Consider the following 21,923-nt stretch of genomic DNA (forward strand, 5'->3'; position numbering starts at 1 on the left):
TTACTTCGAATACAACTCGACGATCAGCGCTTCGTTGATATCCGAAGGCAGGTCAGCGCGATCCGGCACGGCCTTGAACACGCCGCTGAACTTCTTCGAATCGACTTCGACCCACGACGGCGTCATGTCGTGCTGCTCAGCCACGGTCAGGGCTTCCTGCACGCGGAGCTGCTTCTGTGCCTTTTCCGACAGCGTGATCGCATCGCCAGCCTTGATCTGGTAGGAAGCCAGATTCACCGACTTGCCATTGACCAGCACGCCACGGTGCGACACCAGCTGGCGCGCGGCCGGACGGGTGACGGCAAAGCCCATGCGGTAGCAGACGTTGTCCAGACGGGTTTCCAACAACTGCAGCAGGTTCTCGCCGGTGTTGCCCTTCTTGGTCGAGGCCTTCTTGTAGTAGTTGCGGAACTGACGTTCCAGCAGACCGTAAATACGCTTGACCTTCTGCTTTTCACGCAGCTGGGTAGCGTAGTCGGAGAGCTTGCCCTTGCGAGCCGCGCCGTGTTGGCCGGGCTTCTGCTCAAGCTTGCACTTGGAGTCCAGCGCACGCGCCGGGCTCTTGAGGGAAAGGTCGGCGCCTTCACGGCGCGCGAGCTTACAGGTAGGACCGATATAACGAGCCATTTCTTATCGCTCCCTTTAGACGCGACGCTTCTTCGGCGGACGGCACCCGTTGTGCGGGATTGGCGTCACGTCGATGATGTTGGTGATCTTGTAGCCCACGTTGTTCAACGAACGCACGGCCGACTCACGGCCCGGACCCGGACCCTTGATACGTACTTCCAGCGACTTCACGCCGTAGTCGAGCGCAGCGCGGCCAGCCTTTTCGGCGGCAACCTGAGCAGCGAACGGGGTCGACTTACGCGAACCACGGAACCCGGCGCCGCCGGACGTAGCCCACGACAAGGCATTGCCCTGGCGATCGGTGATGGTGACGATGGTGTTGTTGAACGAAGCGTGGACGTGAGCGACGCCGTCAGTGATGACGCGCTTGATCTTCTTCTTCGTTTTCTTTTCTGCTGGCTTTGCCATGATCTATCCCTTACTTCCTGATCGCCTTGCGCGGACCCTTACGGGTGCGGGCGTTGGTACGGGTGCGCTGACCACGCAGCGGGAGACCACGGCGATGACGCAGACCGCGATAGCAGCCCAGGTCCATCAGTCGCTTGATCGCGATACCGATTTCGCGGCGCAGGTCGCCTTCGACGACATACTTGCCGACTTCGGCGCGCAGGCGCTCGATTTCGGGTTCGGACAGATCACGAATCTTCGTGGTCGAGGTAACGCCTGCGGATTCGCAGAGCTTCTTCGAACGGGTACGGCCGATGCCGTAGATGCTTTGCAACCCGACCCAGACGTGCTTCTGGGCTGGCAGGTTGACGCCTGCAATACGCGCCATGACGCGATTCTCCAACTGAGTGATGGCCCGACAGCGCCCAGGCGCCATCCGGCAGGATGGATCAAAAAGTGAACTCGGAATTATAGCAAGGCCTCGGATTGCTTTGAAGCCCGTGGAACCAGAAGTTCCATGGACCCGGCGTGGGGAGTGTGCCCTCGCTCCGGCGCCGGACGGTGTTGATCCAGAAAACTTCTCCGAATCGCCTGTGCTACTCCCGCACAGGACCACCCCGTCACACCCGCGCGCGAGACGTCGCGCGAGCCGCCCTTCTGATCGGAAGATCGTGGCCCGGGAACCAGGCCGTCTTCACGTAATGAAGATCTAGTGTATCACTTAACCGCGAGCGAGACCGCCGCGCGAGCCGCCCTTCAGGTTGGCCTTCTTCAGCAAGCTCTCATATTGATGCGACATCAGGTGCGCCTGGATCTGCGCTATGAAATCCATCACCACCACCACCGCAATCAACAGCGAGGTGCCGCCGAAGTGAAACGACGTGCCGAGCTGCGTGCGCATAATTTCCGGCAGCAGGCAGACGATCACCAGGTACAACGAACCCGCCGCCGTCAGCCGCGTCAGCACGCCATCGACATAATCAGCCGTGGCCTTGCCCGGACGGATACCCGGAATCAACGCGCCAGACTTCTTGAGGTTGTCGGCGGTTTCCTGCGAGTTGAATACCAGCGCCGTGTAGAAGAACGCGAAGCCGATGATCAGTGCCGCGAACACCAACATGTGCACCGGCTCACCCGGCCCAAGCGCATTGGCGATCTTCTGCAGCCACGAACCAACACCACTACCCGATGCAGCCTGACCGGACCACATCGACAACGTGGCGGGAAATGCCAGGATGCTCGATGCGAAGATCGGCGGAATCACGCCCGCCATATTGAGCTTCAACGGCAGGAACGAGGTCTGATTCATGTACGCATTGCGACCGCCCTGACGGCGCGCGTAGTTGACAGTAATACGCCGTTGCCCGCGTTCGACGAACACCACAAACAGCGTAAACGCCAGGATGGTGATAACGATCAGCAACAGCGAGATGAAGCTCAGGTTGCCTTCGCGGAATGCTTCAACGGTTTGAATCGCGCCCGACGGCAGACCAGCAACGATGCCGGCAAAGATGATCAGCGACACGCCGTTACCGATACCGCGTTCGGTAACCTGCTCGCCAACCCACATCAAAAAGATAGTGCCGGCGGTCAACGCAATGACTGCGGTCAACACGAAGCCCATGCCTGGCGCGTAGACAACCGGAGCGCCGCCTGGCGCCGTCTGGTTCTGCAACGCGAGCGCGATACTGCCGCCCTGCACTACTGCCAGAAGCACCGCGCCGATACGCGAATATTGGGTGATCTTGCGTCGACCCGACTCGCCTTCCTTCTGCATCGCCTTGAGGGCGGGAAAGATGTGCGTAGCCAACTGAATCACGATCGATGCCGAAATGTACGGCATGACGTTCAATGCAAAAATGCTGAAACGGTGCAGGGCGCCGCCCGAGAACATGTTGAACATGTCCACGATGCCGCCACCCTGCGCCTGCATCAACGAAAGCATGGCATCGGGATTCACGCCCGGCACCGGCACATAGCAGCCGATGCGATAGACGATCAATGCCCCGAGGACGAACAGTAGCCGCTGACGAAGTTCCGTGAACTTGCCGAGCCCGCCACCGAGGTTACCAATGCCAGCCTGCGCCATCTGCCGATTACTCCTCTACGCTGCCGCCGGCAGCTTCGATTGCTGCCTTGGCGCCTGCGGTAGCCGCAACGCCCTTCAGCACGAACTTCTTGCTCAGCTCGCCCTTCAGCACGATCTTCGCCTTCTTGGCGCGGCTCGGGACCAGATTGGCCGCACGCAGCGCTGCAAAGTCGATTTCACCTGCTTCCAGCTTATCCAGCTGGTAGGACAGCACTTCTGCGCTGTCGCGCGCCATCTTGGAGCGGAAACCGATCTTCGGCAGACGACGCTGCATCGGAGTCTGGCCGCCTTCGAAGCCAGCCTTGATCTTGCCGCCGCCCTTACGCGCGAACGAGCCCTTATGGCCACGGCCACAGGTCTTGCCAAGGCCAGAACCGATACCGCGACCGACGCGCGTACGCTCGGTACGGGCGCCATCGGCGGGCTTGAGGTCATTGAGATGCATAGTCATTGGATTAGTCCTCAACCTTGACGAGGTAGTGAACCGTATTGATCAGGCCACGCACCTGCGGGCTGTCCTTGAGTTCACGCACATCGTTGATCTTATTCAGGCCCAACGCGTGCACCGACAGGCGGTGACGCGACTGGGTACCACGCAGGCCGCGCACCAGGCGCACCTTCACAGTCTTGCCAGTGTCCTTAGCCATGGTTGAGCTCCTCCACCTTCTTGCCGCGCTTGGCCGCAACACGCGCCGGCGACTGCACTTCCGACAGACCCTTCAGGGTTGCGCGGACCAGGTTGATCGGATTACGCGAACCAACTGCCTTGGCCAGCACGTTCTTCACGCCAACCGCTTCCAGCACAGCGCGCATGGCGCCACCAGCAATGACGCCAGTACCTTCCGACGCGGGCTGCATGTAAACACGCGCTGCGCCATGGCCGGACTTGACGGCGTGCCACAAGGTGCCGTTATTCAGATCGACGCTGGCCAGGTTCTTGCGCGCCTGTTCCATCGACTTCTGGATGGCGACCGGCACTTCGCGCGCCTTGCCATAACCGAAACCAACCTTGCCCAGACCATCGCCGACCACGGTCAGCGCGGTAAAGGTGAACTGACGACCGCCCTTGACCGTCTTGCTGACGCGATTAACCGCGACCAGCTTTTCGATCATGCCATCGTCGACTTTCTCTTCGCGGTTACGGTCGCGATCACGACCCCGCGGTGCACGTTCTTCTGCCATCTTGATTCCTTGATTGATTGAGTATGTACGGCTCTAGGCCGCTTATGGTTGTTGAGTGAAACGGTGTTCCCGTAGCCGTTGCAAAAGAACGGGACGGTCCGGCATCTCCCTGCCGGCGGAAACGCGGATGCAGCCGATGGCCACATCCGCAGCAGTGCTTAGAACTGCAAGCCGCCTTCGCGCGCTGCATCGGCCAGCGCCTTGATGCGGCCGTGGTAGCGGTAGCCCGAGCGATCGAATGCGACCTTCTCGATACCGGCAGCCTTGGCGCGCTCGGCGATCAACCTGCCAACCTTGACGGCTGCATCGCTGTTCTTGCCGTTCTTCAGACCATCCTTGACGTCGGCCTGCAGGGTATTCGCCGCAGCGATCACCTTGGAACCATCGGCAGTGAAGACCTGTGCATACAGGTGCTGACCGGTGCGCAGCACCGACAGACGGGCGACACCCAGTTCGCGGATGTGCGAGCGGGTGGATTTGGCGCGACGCAGACGGGCGATGTTCTTGTTGATGCTCATGATATTTATCCTACGGAAGCTGAAGGAAAAGCGCGCTCCTGTTAAAAGTCCGCACATGAATGTGCGGGCTCCTGCGAGGGACTCGCCATTAAGCCTTCTTGGCTTCCTTGCGAATGATGACTTCACCGGCGTACTTCACACCCTTGCCCTTGTAGGGCTCCGGCGGACGGAAACCGCGAATCTTGGCGGCGACTTCGCCGACGCGCTGCTTGTCGGCGCCCTGGACCAAAATTTCGGTCTGGGTCGGGGTCGACAGCGTGATGCCTTCCGGCGCCACAAACACCAGCGGGTGCGAGAAACCGAGCGCCAGGCTCAGATCCTTGCCCTGCATGGCAGCACGGTAACCGACGCCGACCAGCTCGAGCTTGCGCTCGAAGCCTTCGGACACACCCTTGACCATATTGGCAAGGATGGCGCGCACAGTGCCGGTGATGGCGAGCTGCGACGGATCGTTGGCCGACAGCGTTGCAACATCGCCGTCGATGGCGATTTCCACGCCCACCGGCTTCGGCAGGGTCAACGTGCCCTTCGGGCCCTTGACGCTAACCAGCTCAGGCTGGACGTTGAGCTCAACACCCTTCGGAAGGGACACAGGCTTCTTGGCTACACGGGACATGTTCGATTCCTTCCCTTAGGCCACGAAGCACAGGACTTCACCACCAACGCCGGCTTCGCGAGCCTGCGCATCGGTCATGATGCCCTTCGACGTGGAGATGATGGCGATACCCAGGCCACCGAGGACCTTGGGCAGCTCGGTCTTGCCGCGGTACTGACGCAGACCCGAGCGCGAGAAACGCTTCAGGGACTCGATGACCGGACGGCCTTCGAAATACTTCAGCACGATTTCCAGCTCCGATTTATTGTTCTCGGTGGCCGTTACGCGCAGGTCGGTGATGTAACCCTCGTCCTTCAGGACTTGGGCGATCGCAACCTTGATCTTGGATGACGGCAATTTCACCGTCTGTTTACCAACCGCGGCCGCATTCTTGATGCGAACCAGCAGGTCGGCGATGGGATCAGTCATGCTCATGTGAGTACCTTTGAGTGCACCGATATCCGCTTTCGCGAAAATCTTGTGTTTTCCTGGGGATGGGCCAGGACCCTTGACGCTACGCCGAGCCCGTACGGGCAAGACAGAAGCGGAAGTATACGACAAAAGAGCCCGACTTGCGTCGGACTCCCTTGTTGAACAGAACAATCCTGCTCAAACCGGCCGCGAACGGCTGGAATGCTGTTACCAGCTTGCCTTACGCAGACCCGGAACGTCACCGTTCATCGTGGCCTTGCGGAGCATGTTGCGACCCAGACCGAACTTGCGGTACACACCGCGCGGACGACCGGACAGCTCGCAACGGTTGCGGTGGCGGCTCGGCGACGAATCGCGCGGCAGCTTCTGCAACTTGGTCGAAGCATCGATCTTCTCTTCGTAGGACGCATCCTGACTGGAGAGGATCTTCTTCAGCGCATCACGCTTGCCGGCGAATTTCTTCGCCAACTTTGCACGCTTGATGTCGCGGTGGATCATGGAGGTCTTTGCCATTTCGGATGTCCTCGACGGTCAGTTACGGAACGGGAACTTGAACGCTGCCAGCAGCGCCTTCGCTTCCGCATCCGTCTTGGCGGTGGTGGTGATGGCGATATCCATACCGCGAATCGCGTCGACGGCGTCGAAGTCGATTTCCGGGAAGATGATCTGTTCCTTCACACCCATGTTGAAGTTGCCACGACCGTCGAAGGAACGACCGGACACACCACGGAAGTCGCGCACGCGCGGCAACGAGATGTTGATCAGGCGATCCAGGAACTCGTACATCTTGGCGCGACGCAAGGTGGTCTTGCAGCCGATCGGCCAACCGTCACGAATCTTGAACGATGCGACCGAAACGCGCGACTTGGTGACCACCGGCTTTTGACCGGAGATCTTGGACATGTCGGCGACCGCATTTTCAAGAATCTTCTTGTTGGTAGCCGCCTCACCCACGCCCATGTTGAGCGTGACCTTGACCAGCTTCGGCACTTCCATCGGATTGGAGTAGCCGAATTCCTTCATCAGGGCCGGCACCACGTTTTCCTTGTAAAACTTTTCGAGACGAGTGTTCATGATCTCATTCCTCAGGCGTCGAGCGCCTCACCGCTGGAGCGGAACACACGCAATTTGCGTCCATCCTCCAGCACCTTGAAGCCAACGCGCTCGCCCTTGCCCGTTGCCGGGTTGACGATATTGACGTTGGAGATATGGATCGACGCTTCACGCTCGACCACGCCGCCGGCGACACCCGCCTGCGGGTTCGGCTTGGTGTGGCGCTTGATGATGTTGGCATTGGAGACGATCACGCGATCGCCATCCACACGCACAACTTCACCCTGCTTACCCTTGTCCTTGCCGGTGTTGATGACGACCTGGTCGCCCTTCTTGATACGGTTAGCCATGTGTATGTCCTCCGCTCACAGCACTTCGGGAGCGAGCGAGACGATCTTCATGAACTTCTCGGAACGCAGCTCGCGCGTCACCGGCCCGAAGATGCGGGTCCCGATCGGCTCCTGCTTATTGTTCAACAGCACAGCGGCATTGCCATCGAAGCGGATCAACGAACCGTCGGGACGGCGCACACCCTTGCGGGTACGCACCACGACGGCGTCGTAGACTTCGCCTTTCTTGACCTTGCCACGCGGAATGGCGTCCTTGACGGTCACCTTGATGATGTCACCAATGTGTGCGTAGCGGCGCTTCGAGCCGCCCAGCACCTTGATGCACATCACTTCCTTGGCACCCGAATTGTCGGCCACATCGAGGTAGCTCTGCATCTGGATCATGATTCAGATCTCCCTTAGCCGGCCGAACGGGTGACGATTTCGACCACCCGCCAGTTCTTGGTCTTGGACATTGGAGCAATCTCGGTCACACGCACGACGTCGCCTTCATTACAGGCATTGTCGGCATCGTGTGCGTGCAGCTTGGTCGAGCGCTTGATGTACTTACCGTACAGAGCATGCTTGACCTGGCGCTCCACCAACACGGTGACCGTCTTGTCCATCTTGTTGCTGACGACACGGCCTTCGACCGTGCGCAGCGCTTGCTTTTCGTTGTTGTCGCTCATCGCGGCCGTCCTTACTTGGTGCTGCCGAGCAGGTGCTTGACGCGAGCAATCTCGCGGCGCACCCGGCGGGTATCGTGGGTCTTCGGCAGCTGGCCGGTGACCTGCTGCATGCGGAGCGAGAACTGCTCCTTACGCAGATCGGTCAGGTGGGCCTTCAGTTCGTCAGCCGACTTCTCGCGGAGTTGTTTGATATCCATCAGCGCACCGTCCGGGTCACGAAAGTGGTCGTCACCGAAAGCTTGGCAGCGGCAAGGCGGAACGCCTCACGTGCAGTCTCTTCGGGAATACCCTCGATTTCATAGATCATGCGGCCCGGCTGAATCTGCGCGACCCAGTACTCCACGTTGCCCTTACCGGAGCCCATGCGGACTTCGATCGGCTTCTTGGTGATCGGCTTGTCGGGGAACACACGGATCCACATCTTGCCGCCCTTTTTGACGTGGCGGCTGATCGTGCGGCGTGCTGCTTCAATCTGGCGTGCGGTCAGCTGACCGTGCGCCGTGGCCTTGAGACCGTATTCGCCGAAGCTGACGGCGTTTCCGCTCCATGCCAGGCCGTCATTGCGGCCCTTGTGCATCTTGCGATATTTGGTTCGCTTGGGTTGCAACATTGCCGTTACCTCGCTTCACGAGCCGGGCGCGACGGGCGGTCACCACGGTCGCCGCGATCGTTACGATCGTTGCGCGGGCTGTCGTCCTGCTTTTCCTGGCCAACCTGAGAGAAGTCGAAGACTTCGCCCTTATAGATCCAGACCTTGATGCCGATGATGCCGTACGTCGTGGACGCCTCGGCAAAACCGTAATCAATGTCGGCACGTAGCGTGTGCAGCGGCACGCGGCCTTCGCGGTACCACTCCGAACGGGCGATTTCTGCACCGTTGAGGCGGCCAGCCACATTGACCTTGATGCCCAGGGCACCCAAGCGCATCGCGTTACCGACCGAGCGCTTCATTGCGCGGCGGAACATGATGCGACGCTCAAGCTGCTGCGCGATTGATTCAGCGACCAGCTGCGCATCCAGCTCCGGCTTGCGCACTTCGGTGACGTTGATGTGGGCCGGAACGCCCATCAGCTCGCTCACTTCCTTACGCAGCTTTTCGATGTCCTCGCCACGCTTGCCGATCACCACGCCCGGACGGGCAGTGTGAATCGTCACGCGGGCGGTTTTGGCAGGGCGCTCGATCAAGATCTTGCTGACACCTGCCTGCGCGAGCTTCTTGCGCAGCATTTCACGCACTTTCAGGTCGGCTGCCAGATAGGCAGCGAAATCGCCCTTGTTTGCGTACCACTTGGAATTCCAGTCTTTGGAGATACCAAGACGGATTCCAGTCGGATGAACTTTATGACCCATGGTCTTTTCCTTTCCGCTTACTTGGCGGCGCCAACAATCACAGTGATGTGACTGGTGCGCTTGAGGATGCGGGTACCGCGGCCTTTCGCCCGCGCCATGAAACGCTTCAGGGACGGACCTTCATCAACCATGATGGTCTTGACCTTCAGCTCGTCGACATCCGCGCCCTGATTGTTCTCGGCATTGGCAATAGCCGACTCCACAACCTTTTTGATCAGGTGTGCAGCCTTTTTGTCCGAGAACTTCAGCAGATTGACCGCACGCTCGGCGGACAAACCACGCACCTGGTCAGCGACCAGGCGGGCCTTCTGCGGGGAGATGCGCGCGGTGCGCAGGATTGCTTTCGCTTCCATCGTCATCTCTCCTTACCTGCTCGACTTCTTGTCGCCACCGTGACCCTTGAAGGTCCGGGTGACGGCAAATTCGCCGAGCTTGTGGCCGACCATATTCTCGTTGACGAGCACCGGAATGTGGTTCTTGCCGTTATGCACGGCGATGGTGATGCCTACCATTTCCGGCAGGATCATCGAACGGCGCGACCAGGTCTTGATCGGCTTCTTGCTACCCGCAGCGGACTCCACCTTCTTTGCAAGGTGGTGATCGACGAACGGGCCCTTCTTAAGTGAACGTGCCATGGTCGATTAGCCCCTACGATCGCGGACGATGAATTGCTGGGTGCGCTTGTTCTTGCGCGTCTTGTAACCCTTGGTCGGAACACCCCACGGGGTGACCGGATGCGGATTACCCTGACCAGCCTTCGCTTCACCACCACCGTGCGGGTGATCGACCGGGTTCATGGCCGCACCGCGAACGGTCGGGCGAACACCGCGCCAACGCTTGGCGCCGGCCTTGCCCAACTTCTCGAGGTTGTGCTCGTCGTTGCCGACTTCACCGATGGTGGCACGGCATTCGACAGGCACTTTGCGCATTTCGCCCGAGCGCAGACGCAGCGTGGCATAGATGCCTTCGCGAGCGACCAGCTGGACAGCTGCACCGGCAGCACGTGCGATCTGAGCGCCCTTACCCGGCTTCAGCTCGATACCGTGCACCGTCGTACCGACCGGGATGTTACGCAGCGGCAGCGTGTTACCGGTCTTGATCGGTGCATTGGCACCGGCAATAACCTGGTCGCCAGCCTTCAGGCCCTTGGGGGCGATGATGTAGCGACGCTCGCCGTCGACGTAGCACAGCAGGGCGATATGAGCGGTACGGTTCGGATCGTATTCGATCCGCTCCACACGCGCCGGAATACCTTCCTTGTTGCGCTTGAAGTCGATGATGCGGTAGTGCTGCTTGTGGCCACCACCGACGTGACGCACGGTGATGCGGCCATGGTGGTTACGACCACCGGACTTGCTCTGCGAATCGAGCAGCGCCGCGTGCGGTGCGCCCTTGTGCAGATCGGGAGTAACCACGCGCACGGCGGAACGACGGCCGGGAGAGGTGGGTTTGAACTTCATCAATGGCATGGGATGGACCTCAGGCCTTGGCCGTTACGTCGATGGACTGACCATCAACCAGGCGGACGTACGCCTTGCGCCAATTGCCACGGCTGCCAGCACGGTTACGGAAGGACTTGCTCTTGCCCTTGACGTTGACCACGTTGACTGCCTTGACCTTGACGTCGAACAGCTGCTCAACCGCGGCCTTTACATCGGCCTTGGTGGCTTCGTTCGAAACTTCGAAGACATACTGGTTGGAGATTTCCTGCAGGCGCGCGGTCTTTTCAGAGACTCGCGGAGCACGCAGCACGCTGAAGATTTTTTCGTTGCTGCTCATGCCAGCCACTCCTCGATCTTCTTGACCGCATCGGCGGTGATCACGACCGTATCGGCCCCGACCAAAGCGACCGGATCCAGACCCTGCACATCACGCACCTGCACATACGGCAGATTGCGAGCGGACAGATACAGGTGCTCGGAAGCTTCTTCGGTGACGATCAGCGGGCGCTTGCCCACATCCAGTCCCTTCAACTTCTCGATCAGACCCTGGGTCTTGGTGGTTTCGACGTCAAACGCATCGACGATCATCAGGCGACCCTGGCGATTAAGCTCAGAGAAGATCGCGCAGATGGCCGCACGGTACATCTTGCGGTTGACTTTCTGCTCGAAGCTGCGCGGCTTGGCCGCGAAGGTCACGCCGCCGCCGACGAAGATCGGAGCCGTCAACGCGCCGTGACGCGCGCCGCCGCCCTTCTGCTTCTTCGACTTCTTGGTCGTGCCCGCAACTTCCGAACGCGTCTTCTGTGCCTTGGTACCAGCGCGACCGGCATTGCGATAAGCGACGACGACCTGGTGAACCAGATCTTCGCTGAATTCGCGACCGAACACGGCATCGGAGACCGAGACCTTGTTATTGCTACCCGTGATAACGAGTTCCATCGTCATCTCTCCTTATGCCTTGCTCGCCGGACGGACGATCACGTCGCCACCAGCTGCGCCAGGCACGGCGCCGCGGATAGCAATCAGACCACGCTCGACGTCGACCTTGACCACTTCCAGGTTCAGCGTGCTTTGCTGCACGGCGCCCATGTGGCCCGACATCTTCTTACCCGGGAAAACGCGACCCGGGGTCTGGCGCTGACCCAGCGAACCCGGCGCGCGATGCGACAGCGAGTTACCGTGAGTTGCATCGCCCATACGGAAGTTGTAGCGCTTGATGGTGCCCTGGAAACCCTTACCCTTGGTGACGCCCTGGACGTCGACCTTTTGGCCGACCTCGAAGATGTCCGCCTTGATTTCGCCGCCGACGGCGAAATCGCCGAGCTGCGCATCTTCAACGCGGAATTCCCACAAGCCGCGACCCGCTTCGACCTTCGCCTTGGCGAAGTGACCGGAGGCCGGCTTGTTGACCAGTGCGGCGCGACGCGCGCCAACGGTAATCTGCACTGCGCTGTAGCCGTCGGTTTCAACGGTCTTGATCTGCGCGATGCGGTTCGGAGTTGCTTCGATCAGCGTAACCGGCACGGAGCGGCCATCTTCAGTGAAGACGCGGCTCATGCCAGCCTTGCGGCCTACGAAGCCCAACGAATATTTCTTCGTCATGGTCGTAGTCCTCAGGTCAACTTGATCTGTACGTCGACGCCAGCCGCGAGTTCGAGCTTCATCAGCGCGTCCACGGTCTTGTCGTTCGGGTCGACGATATCGAGCACACGCTTGTGCGTGCGGGTTTCGTATTGGTCACGCGCATCCTTGTCGGCATGCGGGGATACGAGGATGGTGTAACGTTCGATCTTGGTCGGCAACGGGATCGGGCCACGCACTTGCGCGCCGGTCCGCTTAGCCGTTTCGACGATCTCGCTGGCCGAACGGTCGATCAAACGATGATCGAACGCCTTCAACCGAATCCGGATCTTTTGTTCCGACATGACGGAAGCTTCCTTCGTTAAAAGAGCGACGGGCAAGGCCTCTGGGATACCTGCCCCGGTATTCCTGCATTGGTGAAATCGCCAGGCATCCTGCCGACGAGGGCTTTCCTCCGCCCAAAAACTGAGGCAGCCCGGTAAACCGGCCTGCCCAGACGGAAAAGTATAATGCGCAGCTAGAGCACGGTCAACAACGACTGAGTTGTTGAGTGCTCCATGCAACGCGACCTTCCCGGTCTGGCGAACACGAGCGGCTTCCTGCCGTTCTTTTCGCTGTGAACTCAGCGCCCTACCCAGGGACACCGAGCCGCGCATTATAGCGAGCGATGCTTAGCTGCGCAAGCGTCCATTCAATTAATCCTGCTTCTCGCCCACCTCGCCCACCTGCAGCCAAAAAAAAGGGCCGGCTTACGCCGACCCTTTTTGATTGCGCCGGCGACCAGAGTCGCCGAACTGCAGGCATTGCTTACTTGACGATCTTGGCAACCACGCCGGCGCCGACGGTCCGGCCGCCTTCGCGAATTGCGAAGCGCAGACCTTCATCCATCGCGACCGGGTTGATCAGCGTCACGACCATCTTCACGTTGTCGCCCGGCATCACCATCTCCACGCCTTCCGGCAGCTGGCAGGCGCCAGTGATGTCGGTGGTACGGAAGTAGAACTGCGGACGGTAGCCCTTGAAGAACGGGGTATGACGACCACCCTCATCCTTGGACAGCACGTAAACTTCGGCTTCAAACTCGGTATGCGGCTTGATCGAACCCGGCTTGCACAGCACCTGGCCGCGCTCGACGTCGTCACGCTTGGTGCCGCGCAGCAGCAGACCGGCGTTGTCGCCTGCCTGACCCTGATCCAGCAGCTTGCGGAACATTTCCACGCCGGTGACGGTGGTCTTCTGCGTATCGCGGATACCGACGATTTCAATTTCGTCGCCAACCTTGATGATGCCGCGCTCGATACGACCGGTCACCACAGTGCCGCGGCCGGAGATCGAGAACACGTCTTCGACCGGCATCAGGAACGGGCGGTCCACATCGCGGGTCGGATCCGGAATGAAGCTGTCCAGTGCATCGACCAGCTTCAGGATCGCCGGCACGCCGATTTCGCTCTGATCACCGTCCAGCGCCAGACGCGCAGAACCATGAATGATCGGGGTGTCGTCGCCCGGGAAGTCGTACTTGCTCAGCAGCTCGCGCACTTCCATTTCGACCAGCTCGAGCAGCTCGGCGTCGTCGACCATGTCAGCCTTGTTCAGGAACACCACGATGTGCGGCACGCCGACCTGACGCGACAGCAGGATGTGCTCACGGGTCTGCGGCATCGGGCCGTCAGCGGCCGAACACACCAGGATCGCGCCGTCCATCTGCGCAGCACCGGTGATCATGTTCTTGACGTAGTCGGCGTGGCCGGGGCAGTCAACGTGTGCGTAGTGACGGTTCGGGGATTCGTATTCGACGTGTGCGGTCGAGATCGTGATACCACGCGCCTTCTCTTCCGGCGCTGCGTCGATCGCGTCGTACGCCTTGAACTCACCACCGAAGCGCTCAGCACCGATCTTGGTCAGCGCAGCGGTCAACGTGGTCTTGCCATGGTCAACGTGACCAATGGTGCCGACATTGACGTGCAGCTTGTTGCGCTCGAATTTAGCTTTTGCCATGACTTGCTACCTCTAATTAGAAAATTTTTGAAGCGGCTGAGCGAACTCAGCCCTTCTTGGTGACGGCGTCGGCGATGTTGGTCGGCGCCTCTTCGTAATGGTCGAATTCCATCGAGAACGTTGCACGCCCCTGGCTCATCGAGCGCAGCGAGGTCGCGTAACCGAACATCTCACCCAGCGGAATCATCGCATTGATGATCTTGCCCGACGGGCTGTCGTCCTGACCCTGCAACACGCCGCGACGGCGGCTCACGTCGCCCATCACGTCGCCCAGGTAATCCTCCGGGCTGACGATCTCGACCTTCATGATCGGCTCGAGCAATACCGGGCTAGCTTTCGCAAAGCCCTGCTTGAACGCCATCGACGCGGCCAGCTTGAACGCCATTTCCGAGGAGTCGACATCATGGTACGAGCCGAACACCAGCTTGACCTTGACACCCACCACCGGGAAGCCAGCGATCGGACCACTAGTGATCGTTTCGCGCAGGCCCTTCTCGACCGAGGGGATGAATTCCTTCGGAATGATGCCGCCGGTGATGTCGTTGATGAAGAGGAAATCGTCCTTGACGCTATCGTTCTTACGATCTTCTTCGGTCATCGGCGACAGCTCGATCACGACGTGACCGTACTGACCCTTACCACCGGACTGCTTGGCGTGCTTGTAGTCGGACTTGACGTCGGTCTTGCGGATCGTTTCGCGATACGCAACCTGCGGCTTGCCAACGTTGGCCTCGACATTGAACTCGCGACGCATGCGGTCGACGATGATGTCCAGGTGCAACTCGCCCATGCCGGAGATGATGGTCTGGCCGGATTCTTCGTCGGTCTTGACGCGGAACGAGGGATCTTCCTGCGCCAGGCGACCCAGCGCCGTACCCATCTTTTCCTGGTCCGACTTGGTCTTGGGCTCCACCGCCATCGAGATCACCGGCTCCGGGAAAATCATGCGCTCCAGGGTGATGATCTTGTCCTGCGCACACAGCGTGTCGCCGGTGGTGACGTCCTTCAGACCCACGGCCGCGGCGATGTCACCAGCGCGCACTTCCTTGATCTCTTCGCGATTGTTGGAATGCATCTGCAGGATGCGGCCCACGCGCTCTTTCTTCGACTTGACCGGGTTATAGACCTGGTCGCCGGAGTTCAGCGTGCCTGAGTAGACACGGAAGAACGTCAGCGAGCCCACGAACGGATCGGTCATGATCTTGAACGCCAACGCCGAGAACGGCGCGGTGTCGGTCGCAGGACGGCTGTCTTCCTTCTCGTCTTCGTCGATGCCGGCAACCGGCGGACGGTCGGCCGGCGAAGGCAGCAGATGCACGACGCCGTCGAGCATGGCCTGCACGCCCTTGTTCTTGAACGCCGAGCCACAGAACACCGGCACGATCTCGACCTTCAGGGTGCGCTCGCGCAGACCCACCAGGATCTCTTCTTCGCTCAGGTCGCCTTCGTTGAGGTACTTGTCCATGAGTTCTTCGCTGGCTTCTGCAGCCGCTTCGACCATGAACGAACGCGCCTCGGTCGCAATCTCGACCAGGTCGGCCGGGATGTCGCCGTATTCGAAGGTGGTGCCCTGCGACGCGATATCCCAATGAATCGCCTTCATCTTCAACAGGTCGACCACGCCCTCGAAACCGTCTTCGGCGCCGATCGGCACCTGCATCGGCACGGCATAGGCACCCAGACGGGCCCTCAGCTGCTCAACGACCTTGTCGAAGTTGGCACCGGTACGGTCCATCTTGTTGACGAAGGCCATGCGCGGCACGGAATACTTGTTGGCCTGGCGCCACACAGTCTCGGACTGCGGCTGCACGCCACCCACGGCGCACAGCACGAACACCGCACCGTCGAGCACGCGCAAGGAGCGCTCCACTTCGATGGTGAAGTCGACGTGCCCAGGGGTGTCGATGATGTTCAGGCGATGCTGCGGCATGGACTTGTCCATGCCCGACCAGAACGCAGTGGTCGCAGCGGAGGTGATGGTGATACCACGCTCCTGCTCCTGCTCCATCCAGTCCATCACTGCAGCGCCGTCATGGACTTCGCCGATCTTGTGACTGACACCGGTGTAGAACAGGATGCGCTCGGAAGTGGTGGTCTTGCCGGCATCGATGTGGGCCATGATGCCGAAGTTGCGGTAACGCTCGATAGGGGTGGTGCGGGCCACGGGGAGCCTCTCAATTTCTTGGATTTCGGATGGCCGAACGCCGCCTTTCGGCGGCCTTCGGATTGAATGCGACGCGAGACGCGTCGCAAACAGCACTCATATGGTGCTGAAGGGCCCCGTTACCAAGGCCCCCGAGGTCACCAGCGGTAGTGTGCGAACGCCTTGTTCGCTTCCGCCATACGGTGAGTCTCTTCGCGCTTCTTTATCGCGCCACCACGGCTTTCCGAGGCGTCCAACAGTTCTGCAGCCAGCTTGCGCGGCATGGTGTTCTCGCCACGCTTGCGCGCGGAATCGATCAACCAGCGCATTGCCAGCGCCGTGCGACGGGAGGAGCGCACTTCGACGGGCACCTGATAGGTAGCACCACCAACGCGACGCGATTTAACTTCGACAGCCGGGGCCACGTTGTCCAGTGCTTTCTGCACTAGCTCGACGGCATTCGGATTCTTTTCGCCAATGACGTCCATCGCGCCATAGACAATTTTCTCAGCAACCGACTTCTTGCCACTTTGCATCACCATATTGATGAAGCGGGCAATGGTTTCGCTGCCATGCTTTGGATCAGGCAGGACGGTGCGCTGCGGAGTAGAACCTTTACGGGACATTGGAGTATTTCCTTAGCTCTTCGGGCGCTTGGCGCCGTACTTGGAACGACCTTGACGGCGCTTTGCGACGCCGGCGGCGTCCAGCGAACCACGGACGGTGTGATAACGCACACCGGGAAGATCCTTGACGCGGCCACCACGAATCAGGACCACGGAGTGCTCCTGCAGGTTGTGACCTTCACCACCGATGTAGCTGATGACCTCTTCCTGATTGGTCAGGCGCACTTTGGCAACCTTACGCAGGGCCGAGTTCGGCTTCTTCGGGGTAGTGGTATAGACGCGTGTGCAGACGCCGCGGCGCTGCGGACACTTGTCCAGTGCCGGGGAGGCACTCTTGTAGGTGGTCGCTTGCCGAGGCTTGCGGACCAGCTGATTGATCGTCGTCATCAGTTGATTCTTCTGATTAGAGAGGCCGAGACGGCCTTGCACGAAAACGAAGGCAGGCCGAAAAACGGCCCGCCGAGACAGGGAAGTATAGCTGGCAGGACGAAACTCCGTCAACTTCACGGAAACCCAACCCTGCTGGCCCGTCCAAAGGCCGGAAAACGGAAGGCCTCCTGCCCTCCTCTCGCTTGGCTGACGGCGCTCTCGCGAGCGCCGTCGCAAGCGCTTACTCCTCGTCCGCGCCGGCGTCCGCCACCGCGACGACCGGTTCGGCAACCGTCGGCTTGCCCGACAAGGTTTCCATTTCCGAGTCGGTCAGACCGGACGATTTACGACGCCCGGCGTGGTAGGCCAGACCGGTACCGGCCGGGATCAGGCGACCCACGATCACGTTTTCCTTCAGGCCGCGCAGGTTGTCGCGGGTACCGCGCACGGCAGCCTCGGTCAACACACGCGTGGTCTCCTGGAACGAGGCCGCCGAGATGAACGACTCTGTGGCCAGCGAGGCCTTGGTGATACCCAGCAGGACCGGATCGTACTTGGCCGGCAGTTCGTTGCGCTTGACCAGGCGGACATTTTCCTCGATGACGCGCTGGCGCTCGACCTGCTCGCCATTGAGGAACTTGCTGGTGCCCTGGTCGGTGATCTCGACCTTGCGCAGCATCTGGCGAGTGATCACCTCGATGTGCTTGTCGTTGATCTTCACGCCCTGCAGGCGATAGACGTCCTGGATTTCCTTGACCAGATACGCGGCCAGCGGTTCGACACCCAGCAGACGCAGGATGTCCTGCGGGCTCGGCTCGCCGTCCACCACGGTCTCGCCCTTGGTCACATGCTCGCCTTCGAACACGATGATCTGGCGGTACTTCGGGATCAGCTCTTCGTGTTCGCTGCCATCGGTGTCCTTGATGATCAGACGCTGCTTGCCCTTGGTGTCCTTACCGAAGCTGATGATGCCCGAGCGCTCGGCCAGGATCGCCGGATCCTTCGGCTTGCGTGCTTCGAACAAGTCGGCAACGCGCGGCAGACCACCGGTGATGTCGCGGGTCTTGGACGCTTCCTGCGGGATCTTGGCGACCACGTCGCCCACGCCGACAGCGGCGCCGTCCTGCAGGTTGACGATGGAGCGCGGCGGCAACAGGTACTGCGCCGGCAGATCCGTATTGGGGATCGTCAGGTCGTTGCCCTTGCCATCGACGATGCGCACGATCGGGCGCAGTTCCTTGGCATGCGCACCGCGACGCTTCGGGTCGGTGATTTCGCGCGAGGCCAGGCCAGTCAGTTCGTCGGTCTTCTCGATGACGGTGACGCCGTCGACGAAGTCGATGAAGCGAATGAAACCGGCCACTTCCGACACGATCGGGTGGTTATGCGGATCCCAGTTGGCAACGCCCTGCCCGGCCTTGACTGCATCGCCGTCTTTGGCGGTGATGGTGGCGCCATACGGCAGCTTGTAACGCTCGCGCTCGCGGCCATGGCCATCGAGCACGGACAGTTCGCCAGAACGCGAGACCGCAACCAGTGCGCCGCTGGCATGCGCCACCGACTTGAGGTTGTTGAACTTCACCGAACCGGTGGTCTTGACGGTGATGTTGTCCACCGCTGCCGCACGCGATGCCGCACCACCGATGTGGAACGTACGCATGGTCAGCTGGGTACCCGGCTCACCGATGGACTGGGCGGCGATGACGCCGACCGCTTCACCGATGTTGACCTGGTGACCACGTGCAAGATCGCGACCGTAGCAACGTGCGCACACGCCGAACGACGATTCGCAGCTGATGGTCGAACGCACCTTCACCGACTGCACGCTGGCGTCTTCCAGCTTGGCAACCCAGGCTTCGTCGAGCAGCGTATTGCGGGTGACGATCGGCTCTTCGTCGTTGCCCGGCAGGTACACGTCCTCGGCCACGACACGGCCCAGCACGCGCTCCTTCAACGGCTCCACCACGTCGCCGCCTTCCACGATCGGGGTCATGATCAACCCTTCGGTGGTGCCGCAATCGACTTCGGTGATCACCACGTCCTGCGCGACGTCGACCAGACGACGGGTCAGGTAACCCGAGTTCGCGGTCTTCAACGCGGTATCGGCCAGACCCTTACGCGCACCGTGGGTGGAGTTGAAGTACTCCTGCACGTTCAAGCCTTCGCGGAAGTTCGCCTTGATGGGCGTCTCGATGATCGAGCCGTCCGGACGCGCCATCAGGCCACGCATACCAGCCAGCTGACGGATCTGCGCCTGGCTACCACGCGCACCGGAGTCGGCCATGATGTAGAGCGAGTTCATCGACTTCTGGTCGATGGTTTCGCCCTTGGCATTTTCGACCTTCTCGGTACCGATGGTGTCCATCATCGCCTTGGCGATGCGCTCGCTGGTACGCGACCAGATGTCCACGACCTTGTTGTAACGCTCGCCGGCGGTGACCAGGCCCGACTGATACTGCTCCTGGATTTCCAGCACTTCGGCTTCTGCCTCGGTGAGGATGCCCTTCTTCTCGTCCGGGATCAGCATGTCGTCGATACCGATCGACACGCCTGCGCGGGTGGCGTAGGCATAGCCGGTGTACATCAGCTTGTCGGCGAACACGACGGTGTCCTTCAAGCCCAGCAGACGGTAGCTGGAGTTGATCAGACGCGAGATGTTCTTCTTGGTCATCTCGGTGTTGGCCAGCTGGAACGGCAGACCTTCCGGCAGGATTTCGCTCAGCAACGCACGACCGACCGTGGTGTCCACGATCGAGGTGCCGCTGGTGCGCTTGCCGTCGACAGCATCGACGTCCACCTGGGTGATGCGAACCTTGACCTTGGCGTGCAGTTCCACCACGCGGTTGTCGTAGGCGCGCTTCACTTCGCTGGTGTTCGCAAACACCATGCCCTCGCCCTTCTTGTTCTCCAGGGCGCGGCTCATGTAGTACAGGCCCAACACCACGTCCTGCGACGGCACGATGATCGGCTCGCCGTTGGCCGGCGACAGGATGTTGTTGGTGGACATCATCAGCGCACGCGCTTCCAGCTGGGCTTCCAGCGAGAGCGGCACGTGGACAGCCATCTGGTCACCGTCGAAGTCGGCGTTGAAGGCGGTACATACCAGCGGATGCAGCTGGATGGCTTTGCCTTCGATCAACACCGGCTCGAACGCCTGGATGCCCAGACGGTGCAGGGTCGGCGCACGATTCAACAGCACCGGATGCTCGCGAATGACTTCTTCGAGGATGTCCCACACCTCGGCCTCTTCGCGCTCGACGAGCTTCTTGGCGGCCTTGATGGTGGTGGCCAGGCCACGACGCTGCAGCTTGGCGAACACGAACGGCTTGAACAGCTCAAGCGCCATCTTCTTCGGCAGGCCGCACTGGTGCAGCTTGAGGTACGGACCGACGGTGATGACCGAACGACCGGAGTAGTCCACGCGCTTGCCGAGCAGGTTCTGACGGAACCGGCCCTGCTTGCCCTTGATCATGTCGGCCAGCGACTTCAGCGGACGCTTGTTGGTGCCGGTGATGGCACGGCCGCGACGGCCGTTGTCCAGCAGCGCATCGACCGATTCCTGCAGCATGCGCTTTTCGTTGCGCACGATGATGTCCGGAGCGTTGAGCTCCAACAGGCGACGCAGACGGTTGTTGCGGTTGATCACGCGGCGGTACAGATCGTTCAGATCCGAGGTCGCGAAGCGGCCGCCGTCCAGCGGCACCAGCGGACGCAGGTCCGGCGGCAGCACGGGAAGCACGGTCATGACCATCCACTCCGGACGGTTACCCGATTCCAGGAAGGCTTCGATCAACTTGATGCGCTTGGTCAGACGCTTGAGCTTGGTTTCCGAACCGGTGCTGGCGATTTCTTCGCGCAGGCGGGTCATTTCCGACTGCAGGTCGATCGTGCGCAGCAGCTCATACACGGCCTCGGCGCCCATGGCGGCGTCGAAGTCGTCGTTGTACTCCTGGCGTGCGGTCAGGTACTGCTCTTCGGTCAGCAGCTGGCGGCGCTCGAGCGGGGTCAGGCCCGGCTCGGTGACCACGTAGGCTTCGAAGTACAGCACGCGCTCGATGTCACGCAGGGTCATGTCCAGCATCAAACCGATACGCGAGGGCAGCGACTTGAGGAACCAGATGTGCGCGACCGGCGAGGCCAGGTCGATGTGACCCATGCGCTCGCGACGCACCTTGGCCAGGGTGACTTCGGTGCCGCACTTTTCGCAGACCACACCGCGGTGCTTCATGCGCTTGTACTTGCCGCACAGGCACTCGTAATCCTTGATCGGGCCAAAGATCGCGGCGCAGAACAGGCCGTCACGCTCCGGCTTGAAGGTGCGGTAGTTGATGGTTTCGGGCTTCTTCACTTCGCCGTAGGACCACGAACGGATCAGGTCAGGCGATGCCAGCGCGATCTTGATCGCGTCGAAATCCAGCGTCTGGCGCTGTTGATTGAAGAGGTTGAGCAGGTCTTTCATTGGATATCTCCGGGTCGGAGGAATTTCGTATCTGAGATGAAACCGAGGGCATTA

30 protein-coding genes are annotated in these 21,923 nt (G+C 60.6%); all 30 read right to left on the reverse strand.

The annotated features are described in order from the left end of the window. Nucleotides 1-627 carry a 30S ribosomal protein S4 gene (rpsD, locus tag ABQZ00_RS15270; protein WP_002811641.1) on the reverse strand — a complete coding sequence of 209 codons (627 nt, stop codon included), beginning with the start codon at nucleotides 625-627 and terminating at the stop codon, nucleotides 1-3. A gap of 15 nt (nucleotides 628-642) precedes the next feature. Next, entirely contained in the window at nucleotides 643-1,035 is a 393-nt protein-coding gene (gene rpsK / locus ABQZ00_RS15275) for a 30S ribosomal protein S11 (RefSeq protein ID WP_003486671.1), read from the reverse strand. Between the two features lie 10 nt (nucleotides 1,036-1,045). Then, nucleotides 1,046-1,402, reverse strand: coding sequence for a 30S ribosomal protein S13 (gene rpsM, locus ABQZ00_RS15280; RefSeq protein WP_003486672.1), 357 nt, complete (start codon nucleotides 1,400-1,402; stop codon nucleotides 1,046-1,048). Nucleotides 1,403-1,735: 333 nt separating this feature from the next. Further along, the gene (secY, locus tag ABQZ00_RS15285) at nucleotides 1,736-3,103 is read right to left on the reverse strand and encodes a preprotein translocase subunit SecY (RefSeq protein ID WP_023902825.1); all 1,368 of its coding nucleotides are present in this window, start codon (nucleotides 3,101-3,103) and stop codon (nucleotides 1,736-1,738) included. A gap of 7 nt (nucleotides 3,104-3,110) precedes the next feature. Beyond that, nucleotides 3,111-3,554 (reverse strand): 50S ribosomal protein L15, encoded by a 444-nt coding sequence (gene rplO / locus ABQZ00_RS15290; protein WP_012439114.1) that lies wholly within the window; start codon nucleotides 3,552-3,554, stop codon nucleotides 3,111-3,113. A gap of 4 nt (nucleotides 3,555-3,558) precedes the next feature. Beyond that, the gene (gene rpmD, locus ABQZ00_RS15295; protein WP_006450646.1) at nucleotides 3,559-3,750 is read right to left on the reverse strand and encodes a 50S ribosomal protein L30; all 192 of its coding nucleotides are present in this window, start codon (nucleotides 3,748-3,750) and stop codon (nucleotides 3,559-3,561) included. Beyond that, the gene (gene rpsE, locus ABQZ00_RS15300) at nucleotides 3,743-4,285 is read right to left on the reverse strand and encodes a 30S ribosomal protein S5 (protein ID WP_104532918.1); all 543 of its coding nucleotides are present in this window, start codon (nucleotides 4,283-4,285) and stop codon (nucleotides 3,743-3,745) included. The genes rpmD and rpsE overlap by 8 nt, the downstream gene beginning before the upstream one ends. Nucleotides 4,286-4,443: 158 nt before the next feature. Next, nucleotides 4,444-4,803, reverse strand: coding sequence for a 50S ribosomal protein L18 (gene rplR / locus ABQZ00_RS15305; protein ID WP_082473395.1), 360 nt, complete (start codon nucleotides 4,801-4,803; stop codon nucleotides 4,444-4,446). 88 nt (nucleotides 4,804-4,891) lie between these two features. Then, nucleotides 4,892-5,419 (reverse strand): 50S ribosomal protein L6, encoded by a 528-nt coding sequence (gene rplF / locus ABQZ00_RS15310; protein ID WP_055846112.1) that lies wholly within the window; start codon nucleotides 5,417-5,419, stop codon nucleotides 4,892-4,894. Nucleotides 5,420-5,434: 15 nt separating this feature from the next. Beyond that, on the reverse strand, nucleotides 5,435-5,833 hold the full coding sequence (gene rpsH / locus ABQZ00_RS15315) for a 30S ribosomal protein S8 (RefSeq protein WP_055846115.1): 399 nt from the start codon (nucleotides 5,831-5,833) through the stop codon (nucleotides 5,435-5,437). A 204-nt stretch (nucleotides 5,834-6,037) separates the two neighbouring features. Then, nucleotides 6,038-6,343 carry a 30S ribosomal protein S14 gene (rpsN, locus tag ABQZ00_RS15320; RefSeq protein WP_005917137.1) on the reverse strand — a complete coding sequence of 102 codons (306 nt, stop codon included), beginning with the start codon at nucleotides 6,341-6,343 and terminating at the stop codon, nucleotides 6,038-6,040. An 18-nt stretch (nucleotides 6,344-6,361) separates the two neighbouring features. Next, nucleotides 6,362-6,904 (reverse strand): 50S ribosomal protein L5, encoded by a 543-nt coding sequence (gene rplE / locus ABQZ00_RS15325; RefSeq protein WP_055846118.1) that lies wholly within the window; start codon nucleotides 6,902-6,904, stop codon nucleotides 6,362-6,364. Between the two features lie 11 nt (nucleotides 6,905-6,915). Next, nucleotides 6,916-7,233, reverse strand: coding sequence for a 50S ribosomal protein L24 (gene rplX, locus ABQZ00_RS15330; protein ID WP_006450639.1), 318 nt, complete (start codon nucleotides 7,231-7,233; stop codon nucleotides 6,916-6,918). Nucleotides 7,234-7,248: 15 nt separating this feature from the next. Next, nucleotides 7,249-7,617, reverse strand: coding sequence for a 50S ribosomal protein L14 (gene rplN, locus ABQZ00_RS15335; protein WP_003486699.1), 369 nt, complete (start codon nucleotides 7,615-7,617; stop codon nucleotides 7,249-7,251). 14 nt (nucleotides 7,618-7,631) lie between these two features. Continuing rightward, on the reverse strand, nucleotides 7,632-7,901 hold the full coding sequence (rpsQ, locus tag ABQZ00_RS15340; protein WP_005993374.1) for a 30S ribosomal protein S17: 270 nt from the start codon (nucleotides 7,899-7,901) through the stop codon (nucleotides 7,632-7,634). Nucleotides 7,902-7,912: 11 nt separating this feature from the next. Next, nucleotides 7,913-8,098 (reverse strand): 50S ribosomal protein L29, encoded by a 186-nt coding sequence (gene rpmC, locus ABQZ00_RS15345; RefSeq protein ID WP_055846121.1) that lies wholly within the window; start codon nucleotides 8,096-8,098, stop codon nucleotides 7,913-7,915. Beyond that, complete coding sequence (gene rplP / locus ABQZ00_RS15350; RefSeq protein WP_003486706.1) at nucleotides 8,098-8,511, reverse strand: 50S ribosomal protein L16; 414 nt, start codon at nucleotides 8,509-8,511, stop codon at nucleotides 8,098-8,100. Before rplP ends, rpmC begins: the two co-directional genes overlap by 1 nt. 5 nt (nucleotides 8,512-8,516) lie before the next feature. After that, nucleotides 8,517-9,251: a 30S ribosomal protein S3 gene (rpsC, locus tag ABQZ00_RS15355; RefSeq protein WP_005993372.1), complete on the reverse strand. Its 735-nt coding sequence runs from the start codon at nucleotides 9,249-9,251 to the stop codon at nucleotides 8,517-8,519. Nucleotides 9,252-9,268: 17 nt separating this feature from the next. Further along, on the reverse strand, nucleotides 9,269-9,604 hold the full coding sequence (rplV, locus tag ABQZ00_RS15360) for a 50S ribosomal protein L22 (protein ID WP_002811686.1): 336 nt from the start codon (nucleotides 9,602-9,604) through the stop codon (nucleotides 9,269-9,271). 12 nt (nucleotides 9,605-9,616) lie between these two features. Continuing rightward, a complete protein-coding gene (gene rpsS / locus ABQZ00_RS15365; protein ID WP_005993369.1) occupies nucleotides 9,617-9,886 on the reverse strand; it encodes a 30S ribosomal protein S19 in 270 nt (89 codons plus the stop codon). Nucleotides 9,887-9,892: 6 nt separating this feature from the next. Beyond that, nucleotides 9,893-10,720 carry a 50S ribosomal protein L2 gene (rplB, locus tag ABQZ00_RS15370; RefSeq protein WP_003486715.1) on the reverse strand — a complete coding sequence of 276 codons (828 nt, stop codon included), beginning with the start codon at nucleotides 10,718-10,720 and terminating at the stop codon, nucleotides 9,893-9,895. Nucleotides 10,721-10,730: 10 nt separating this feature from the next. Beyond that, nucleotides 10,731-11,030: a 50S ribosomal protein L23 gene (rplW, locus tag ABQZ00_RS15375; RefSeq protein ID WP_002811694.1), complete on the reverse strand. Its 300-nt coding sequence runs from the start codon at nucleotides 11,028-11,030 to the stop codon at nucleotides 10,731-10,733. After that, on the reverse strand, nucleotides 11,027-11,632 hold the full coding sequence (gene rplD, locus ABQZ00_RS15380; protein ID WP_055846344.1) for a 50S ribosomal protein L4: 606 nt from the start codon (nucleotides 11,630-11,632) through the stop codon (nucleotides 11,027-11,029). The genes rplW and rplD overlap by 4 nt, the downstream gene beginning before the upstream one ends. Nucleotides 11,633-11,644: 12 nt before the next feature. After that, nucleotides 11,645-12,295, reverse strand: coding sequence for a 50S ribosomal protein L3 (gene rplC, locus ABQZ00_RS15385; protein WP_055846123.1), 651 nt, complete (start codon nucleotides 12,293-12,295; stop codon nucleotides 11,645-11,647). Between the two features lie 11 nt (nucleotides 12,296-12,306). Then, nucleotides 12,307-12,618 (reverse strand): 30S ribosomal protein S10, encoded by a 312-nt coding sequence (rpsJ, locus tag ABQZ00_RS15390; protein ID WP_003486723.1) that lies wholly within the window; start codon nucleotides 12,616-12,618, stop codon nucleotides 12,307-12,309. 463 nt (nucleotides 12,619-13,081) lie between these two features. Beyond that, complete coding sequence (gene tuf, locus ABQZ00_RS15395) at nucleotides 13,082-14,272, reverse strand: elongation factor Tu (RefSeq protein ID WP_115527199.1); 1,191 nt, start codon at nucleotides 14,270-14,272, stop codon at nucleotides 13,082-13,084. Nucleotides 14,273-14,318: 46 nt separating this feature from the next. Further along, on the reverse strand, nucleotides 14,319-16,436 hold the full coding sequence (gene fusA, locus ABQZ00_RS15400; protein WP_055846638.1) for an elongation factor G: 2,118 nt from the start codon (nucleotides 16,434-16,436) through the stop codon (nucleotides 14,319-14,321). Nucleotides 16,437-16,573: 137 nt separating this feature from the next. Next, a complete protein-coding gene (rpsG, locus tag ABQZ00_RS15405) occupies nucleotides 16,574-17,041 on the reverse strand; it encodes a 30S ribosomal protein S7 (protein WP_006450629.1) in 468 nt (155 codons plus the stop codon). Nucleotides 17,042-17,053: 12 nt separating this feature from the next. Further along, a complete protein-coding gene (gene rpsL, locus ABQZ00_RS15410; RefSeq protein WP_002811712.1) occupies nucleotides 17,054-17,428 on the reverse strand; it encodes a 30S ribosomal protein S12 in 375 nt (124 codons plus the stop codon). A 223-nt stretch (nucleotides 17,429-17,651) separates the two neighbouring features. Beyond that, entirely contained in the window at nucleotides 17,652-21,869 is a 4,218-nt protein-coding gene (rpoC, locus tag ABQZ00_RS15415; RefSeq protein ID WP_055846634.1) for a DNA-directed RNA polymerase subunit beta', read from the reverse strand. Between the last annotated feature and the right edge of the window lie 54 nt (nucleotides 21,870-21,923).

Origin of the sequence: Xanthomonas sp. WHRI 10204, from assembly GCF_040202875.1 — a bacterium.
Classification (GTDB): Bacteria; Pseudomonadota; Gammaproteobacteria; order Xanthomonadales; family Xanthomonadaceae; genus Xanthomonas.